The sequence below is a fragment of the Allobosea rubneri genome, assembly GCF_032464875.1.
Lineage (GTDB): Bacteria > Pseudomonadota > Alphaproteobacteria > Rhizobiales > Beijerinckiaceae > Allobosea > Allobosea rubneri.
On sequence record NZ_JAWDID010000104.1, the window covers coordinates 1 to 4,877 of the forward strand.

Genomic DNA, 4,877 nt, shown 5'->3' on the forward strand with positions numbered 1-4,877 from the left:
AGCGCCAGACCATCCAGCAGAGACGCTTGCAGCATCAGCTGAAGGCCGCATAACCTCAAACCCAGATGAGCCAGAGCCTCCGTTCCTGAGACATCGAAACAGCCTCAAATCATCTGACGACGGACAGATGCGGTAATTATCGACGAGCGGGAAGCCCCAGATCGTCGCCTCCTTTGCGATCGCGCGCAGCGTCTCGGCTTCAGCCGCCCGGGCGGCCGAAGGGCTTGCGGTCGAGCCGAGCGAAGCGCCCGCGCCGATGCTCGCGAGCGATGCGAGAAGGGCCCGTCTGTTGATGAAGGAGGAGGAGCTTGTCATGACGATGTTCTCCCGGCGAGGGCACGGACGGCTCAGAAGGAGTTGACGTAGTTGTGGATCGGATCTGCCGCAGGAGTCGTGGCCAGGATCGGGCCGTGCATGGTCGTATCGTAGAAGAAGCGGCCGCTGCGGTAGTCGACATGCAGGGTCGATAGCCGGCGTGGAGCATCCAGTTCTCGCTCCAGCGGTAGTTCACCGTCCCCAGTGCCTGCCAGGTCAGCCGCGAACCCGCGTCGAAGCCCCCGACATCTCCGATCAGGGTCAGGCTCCATGGCCCGCCGAGCCGAGTGATCAACCGGGCGGCCACCACCGGATCGAGCCAGTTCCCCGCTTCGGAATGCACGATAGCGAGGTTGAGCGCGCCCGGGCCGATCTTCAGGCGGCTGTCGAGGTTCCAGAAGCGCAGCCCCGCACCGAGATCGACGTCGAAGGTGGTGTCGCTATAGAGCCGATACAGGACGGAGGCTCGCAGCGTGAGCGTCTGCGAGCGCAGTTTCACATTGGAGAAGTACGGCCCCGGCAGCGTCCCATCCGACGTCACCTGGGTGAGCATGGCGTCGACGATGAAGCCCCAGTTGCCGATCCGCATCTCGGCGACGCCCATCACCCCCCCATTGAGGTCCTTCAGGATGTCCCCGAAGCTGAGATCGACCTTGGCTGCGGGCAGCGGCGGCAGAGTCGAAGCACGCCCGTGCAGCGCCGAGGCCCAGCCATAGCCTGTGAAGGAGAACGTCGGACCGGTCGCCAGGGCGAACGAGGGTGGCCCCTTCGCGGCGGGTGGCAAATCTGCGGCCTCGACCGGAAGGCCAGCGGCCAGGATAGCCGCTGTGGCGAGCGCCCACTTCATGACCTTGCGGGCGCGGCTCCGCGGAGCCGAGTCGGAAGTGGTCATTCCCGATCGATCATGCGAGGTTCTTTTCTGCGCGATCACGCCCTCATGGTGGCGTGCATCGTCTTTCCGCCCACAGCCACGGGCCAATTCAGCGCCTCCGAATACCGTCTCGTCGCGCGCCTGTTGTCGAACGCCATCCGTCCTCGGTGAGACCGGGAACAAGGAGGCGGCGGCGCTACGACCGCTAGTATAAGCGCGGCGAAAGCGGTAATTGTCCGAAATCGGACAAAGTCGAGGCTTTTTCATGGAGCGCGTCAGCAAGGCTTACGCCGAAAAGGTCATGGGCGAACGCGGTTGGCTGCCGCTGGTGCCGGAGGCGTTCCGGACCGAGGTGTTGCGGCGTTCGATGTTGCTGCACTTCGCTCCGGGCGAGCCGGTGTTCCATCTCGGCGATCCGCCGGGCGGGGTCTATGGGCTCGTGGCGGGCATCGTCAGCGTTAGCCTCGCCCCGGCCGACGCGACGCCGCGCCTGAACCTTCTGGGGGTTCCAGGTTATTGGACCGGCGAAGGCTGCTTTCTCACGCGGAAGCCGCGGAAGGCCGAACTTAGGGCCGTCGTCGAAACGACGATGCTGCATCTTCCCCTCGACGCTATGGATCAGATGGCCGCCCGCGATCCGGCGGTGGTGCACCATGTCGCGCTCTTGCTGATGATGACTGTCGAGTTCCTGTTCCGCGTGATCCACGATCTGCAAAAGCGCGAGGCCGACCGGCGGATCGCCTCGGTGCTTCAGCGCACGACCTGGATCGGAGAGGCACCGATCCCGCTGACCCAGAGCGAGGTCGGTGTCATGGCGAACGCCTCGCGCAAGCGGGTCAACGCCGCCATCAAGCGCTTCGCCGAGGCCGGGTGGCTGAGCAACACCTACCGCTCCATCACCATCACCGATCCGGGAGCGCTCCGCCGCTTCGCCGAGGGGGACGGGACCGATTGATCACGCGCCCCGCCCGGGGCGCCGGCGGTCGGCGGAACGCCGCGGTTGCCCTGGCCATCCAGTTTCGATGATATCATGCCACCATCCCAACACAGCCTGGCGTCGCTCGCTTTGTTCCTCGCCCTCATGGCCAAAGCGGCGGGCCAGTCCTTTCTGGTCGTGGTGCTGCCTCCGCTCGGGCGCCGTCTCGGCTTCACGGACATCCAGACGGGCGCGATCCTCTCCGTCTCCGCCCTCTTGCTGATGATCGCGGCGCCGACCTGGGGATACCTGACCGAGCGGATCGGACGTCGCCCCGTGCTCGTAATTGCGCTCGCCGGCGCGATGCACGCCCCTTGGCGTTTGGCTTCATCGTCGGGCGTCGACTGGGCGCGACCATGAGCGCCGCTCTCGCACTCGGTCTCTTCCTCGCGGCGCGATCGGCGCAGACTTTGGTTTCCGCGGGCCTCCTCCCCGCATCCCAAGCCTATGTCGCAGAAATCACGGCGCCAGAGGCACGCGCCGGCGGTATGGGGATCCACGGCGCGGCCTACGGGTTCAGCGCGATCATCGGTTCGGCTTTGGCATCGGAGGCCGCGATGCGGTGCTGACCTTCCTGCGGGTTGCGCGACTCGCCGGGCTGGCGCTCGTGAGCGTGGCCCTGCTCGCCCCGGAGCCGCAACGGAGCAATCTGGAGGCTGTCTTCCCGACCGCCGACCTGAAGCTCTCGCGCATCTGGCCGTTCTTCGCGATCACGCTCGTTTCCGTATCCGCGTACAGCATCGTGCAGCAGGTCGTAGCGCTGCGTTTGCAAGATGCGTTCGGCTTCACGTCGGACGACTCCATCGCCAACGCGGGACTGGCGCTGATGGAGACGGCCTTGGGCAATTGCTCCAGGCAGTGCCGCGCCAGAAGCGGGCATTGCGAGGCTGCCTGAAAGCGGACGTGGTCGAAGCGGCCCCTCATCTAAGATCAAGCGCAGCCTATATCGCCGTAGCCGAGAACATGCATGATGGTCTGCTTGGTCAACGGGCCACCAACGATCGCGCGCAATGATCGCGCAGAAGGCATCGTGTGAAACTCAGGATCGGCTACGAGCTCGACTACGATTTCCCGCAACCGACACCCGTCATCCTGATGCTGAACGTGCATTTCAGCCGGGTATCGGACCTTGCCGAACCCGATCATATCCGCATCAAGCCTTCGTTCCCGTCAGTGCCTACCGGGACAGCTTCGGCAACTGGTGCACTCGCCTGCTGGCACCACAGGGGCTAATGCGGATCACCGCAGACGCAATCATCTCCGATAGCGGCCTGCCCGAAAGCCATGACCTCAATGCCGGCCAAGTTCCCGTTGAACAGTTGCCGGAGGAAAGTCTCGTGTTCCTGCTGGCGAGTAGGTTCTGCGACAGTGATCGCCTGCTCGATCTCGCCTGGCAGCTCTTCGGCAAAACCCGGCCCGGTGCGGCGCGGGTCCAGGCGATCTGCGATTTCGTCAACCAGCGCATCGCCTTCAATTACAACGATGCCAGCGTTACCCGCACGGCGACCGACGCATATCGTGAAGGCCGCGGCGTCTGCCGGGATTACGCCCATCGCGCCATCGCGTTCTGCCGGGCGATGAATATCCCGGCGCGCTACTGATCCACCCCCGTTGAATTGGTCCACCCTGAAGTATGTCTTTTGGCAGACAGGAGGACCGCCATGCCGAAGAAGCGCCACAAGCCCGAAGAGATCGTCGCGAAGCTGCGGCAGGTCGATGTACTGGTCTCGCAGGGGCAATCCGTTGCCGACGCGATCCGCTCGATCGGCGTGACGGAGGTGAGTTACTACCGCTGGCGCCGTGAGTTCGGTGGCCTGAAGACGGATCAGGTGAGACGGATGAAGGAGCTCGAGGCGGAGAACGCCCGGCTCCGCCGCGCCGTCGCGGACCTGACGCTCGACAAGCTGATCCTGAAGGAGGCGGCGTCGGGAAACTGGTAAGCCCCGCGCGTCGCCGTGCCTGCATCGACCATGTCCGGCTCGCTCTGAAGCTATCGGAGCGGCGGGTCTGCCGCGTGCTCGGGCAGCACCGCTCGACCCAGCGCCGGATCCCGCGCGGCCGAGACGATGAGGAGCAGCTCGTCGCCGACCTCGTCGAACTGGCCCGCCGCTATGGGCGCTACGGCTATCGCAAGATTGCCGCGCTGCTGCGTTCGACGGCAGGCTGGGTCGTCAACGACAGCCAAGTCGAGCGGATCTGGCGACGCGAGGGGCTGAAGGTTCCAGCCCGACAACCCAAACGCGGCCGTCTCTGGCTCGCGGACGGATCCTGCATCCGCCTGCGCGCCGAGCGGCCCAACCATGTCTGGTCCTACGACTTTGTCGAGGACCGGACCCATGATGGGAGAAAATACCGGATGCCGAACATCATCGACGAGTTCACCCACGAGTGCCTAGCAATCCGCATCGATCGGCGGCTGAAGTCGATCGACGTCATCGACGTGCTCTCGGATCTGTTCATCCTGCGCGGCGTGCCAACGCACATTCGCTCAGATAATGGCCGGAGTTCGTCGCCAAGGCCGTGCAGGCCTGGATCGGTGCGGTTGGCGCGAAGACGGCCTACATCGCGCCCGGCAGCCCTTGGGAAAGCGGCTTCATCGAGTCGTTCAATGCCAGGCTCCGCGACGAACTTCTCGACGGCGAGATCTTCTACACCTTGGCCGAAGCCCGGATCGTCATCGAAAGCTGGCGACGCCACTTCAACACCGTGCGCCCG

Annotated in this window: 6 protein-coding genes and 1 pseudogene; 6 read left to right on the forward strand and 1 reads right to left on the reverse strand. The window is 64.9% G+C overall.

The genetic code is table 11. The features are described from left to right. Positions 1 to 199: 199 nt before the first annotated feature. Entirely contained in the window at positions 200 to 1,207 is a 1,008-nt protein-coding gene (locus RKE40_RS29215; RefSeq protein WP_316021668.1) for a hypothetical protein, read from the reverse strand. Positions 1,208 to 1,451: 244 nt separating this feature from the next. On the opposite strand from RKE40_RS29215, the gene RKE40_RS29220 reads away from it, so the two are divergent. The 6 genes and pseudogenes from RKE40_RS29220 to RKE40_RS29245 all read left to right on the forward strand — a co-directional run. Beyond that, complete coding sequence (locus RKE40_RS29220; RefSeq protein ID WP_316021669.1) at positions 1,452 to 2,141, forward strand: Crp/Fnr family transcriptional regulator; 690 nt, start codon at positions 1,452 to 1,454, stop codon at positions 2,139 to 2,141. A gap of 45 nt (positions 2,142 to 2,186) precedes the next feature. Then, entirely contained in the window at positions 2,187 to 2,522 is a 336-nt protein-coding gene (locus tag RKE40_RS29225; RefSeq protein ID WP_316021670.1) for an MFS transporter, read from the forward strand. Beyond that, positions 2,519 to 2,731, forward strand: a complete 213-nt coding sequence (locus RKE40_RS29230; RefSeq protein ID WP_316021671.1) for a hypothetical protein — start codon at positions 2,519 to 2,521, stop codon at positions 2,729 to 2,731. Before RKE40_RS29225 ends, RKE40_RS29230 begins: the two co-directional genes overlap by 4 nt. Continuing rightward, on the forward strand, positions 2,725 to 3,057 hold the full coding sequence (locus RKE40_RS29235; protein ID WP_316021672.1) for a hypothetical protein: 333 nt from the start codon (positions 2,725 to 2,727) through the stop codon (positions 3,055 to 3,057). The genes RKE40_RS29230 and RKE40_RS29235 overlap by 7 nt, the downstream gene beginning before the upstream one ends. 115 nt (positions 3,058 to 3,172) lie before the next feature. Beyond that, a complete protein-coding gene (locus tag RKE40_RS29240; RefSeq protein WP_316021673.1) occupies positions 3,173 to 3,763 on the forward strand; it encodes a transglutaminase-like domain-containing protein in 591 nt (196 codons plus the stop codon). A gap of 60 nt (positions 3,764 to 3,823) precedes the next feature. Then, a pseudogene (locus tag RKE40_RS29245) lies at positions 3,824 to 4,877 on the forward strand (IS3 family transposase); the annotation flags it as partial.

Coding starts and splice junctions, on each gene's coding strand:
- RKE40_RS29215 (WP_316021668.1), bottom strand. CDS start 1,207: ATGACCACTTCCGACTCGGCTCCGCGGAGCCGCGCCCGCAAGGTCATG.
- RKE40_RS29220 (WP_316021669.1), top strand. CDS start 1,452: ATGGAGCGCGTCAGCAAGGCTTACGCCGAAAAGGTCATGGGCGAACGC.
- RKE40_RS29230 (WP_316021671.1), top strand. CDS start 2,519: ATGAGCGCCGCTCTCGCACTCGGTCTCTTCCTCGCGGCGCGATCGGCG.
- RKE40_RS29240 (WP_316021673.1), top strand. CDS start 3,173: ATGATCGCGCAGAAGGCATCGTGTGAAACTCAGGATCGGCTACGAGCT.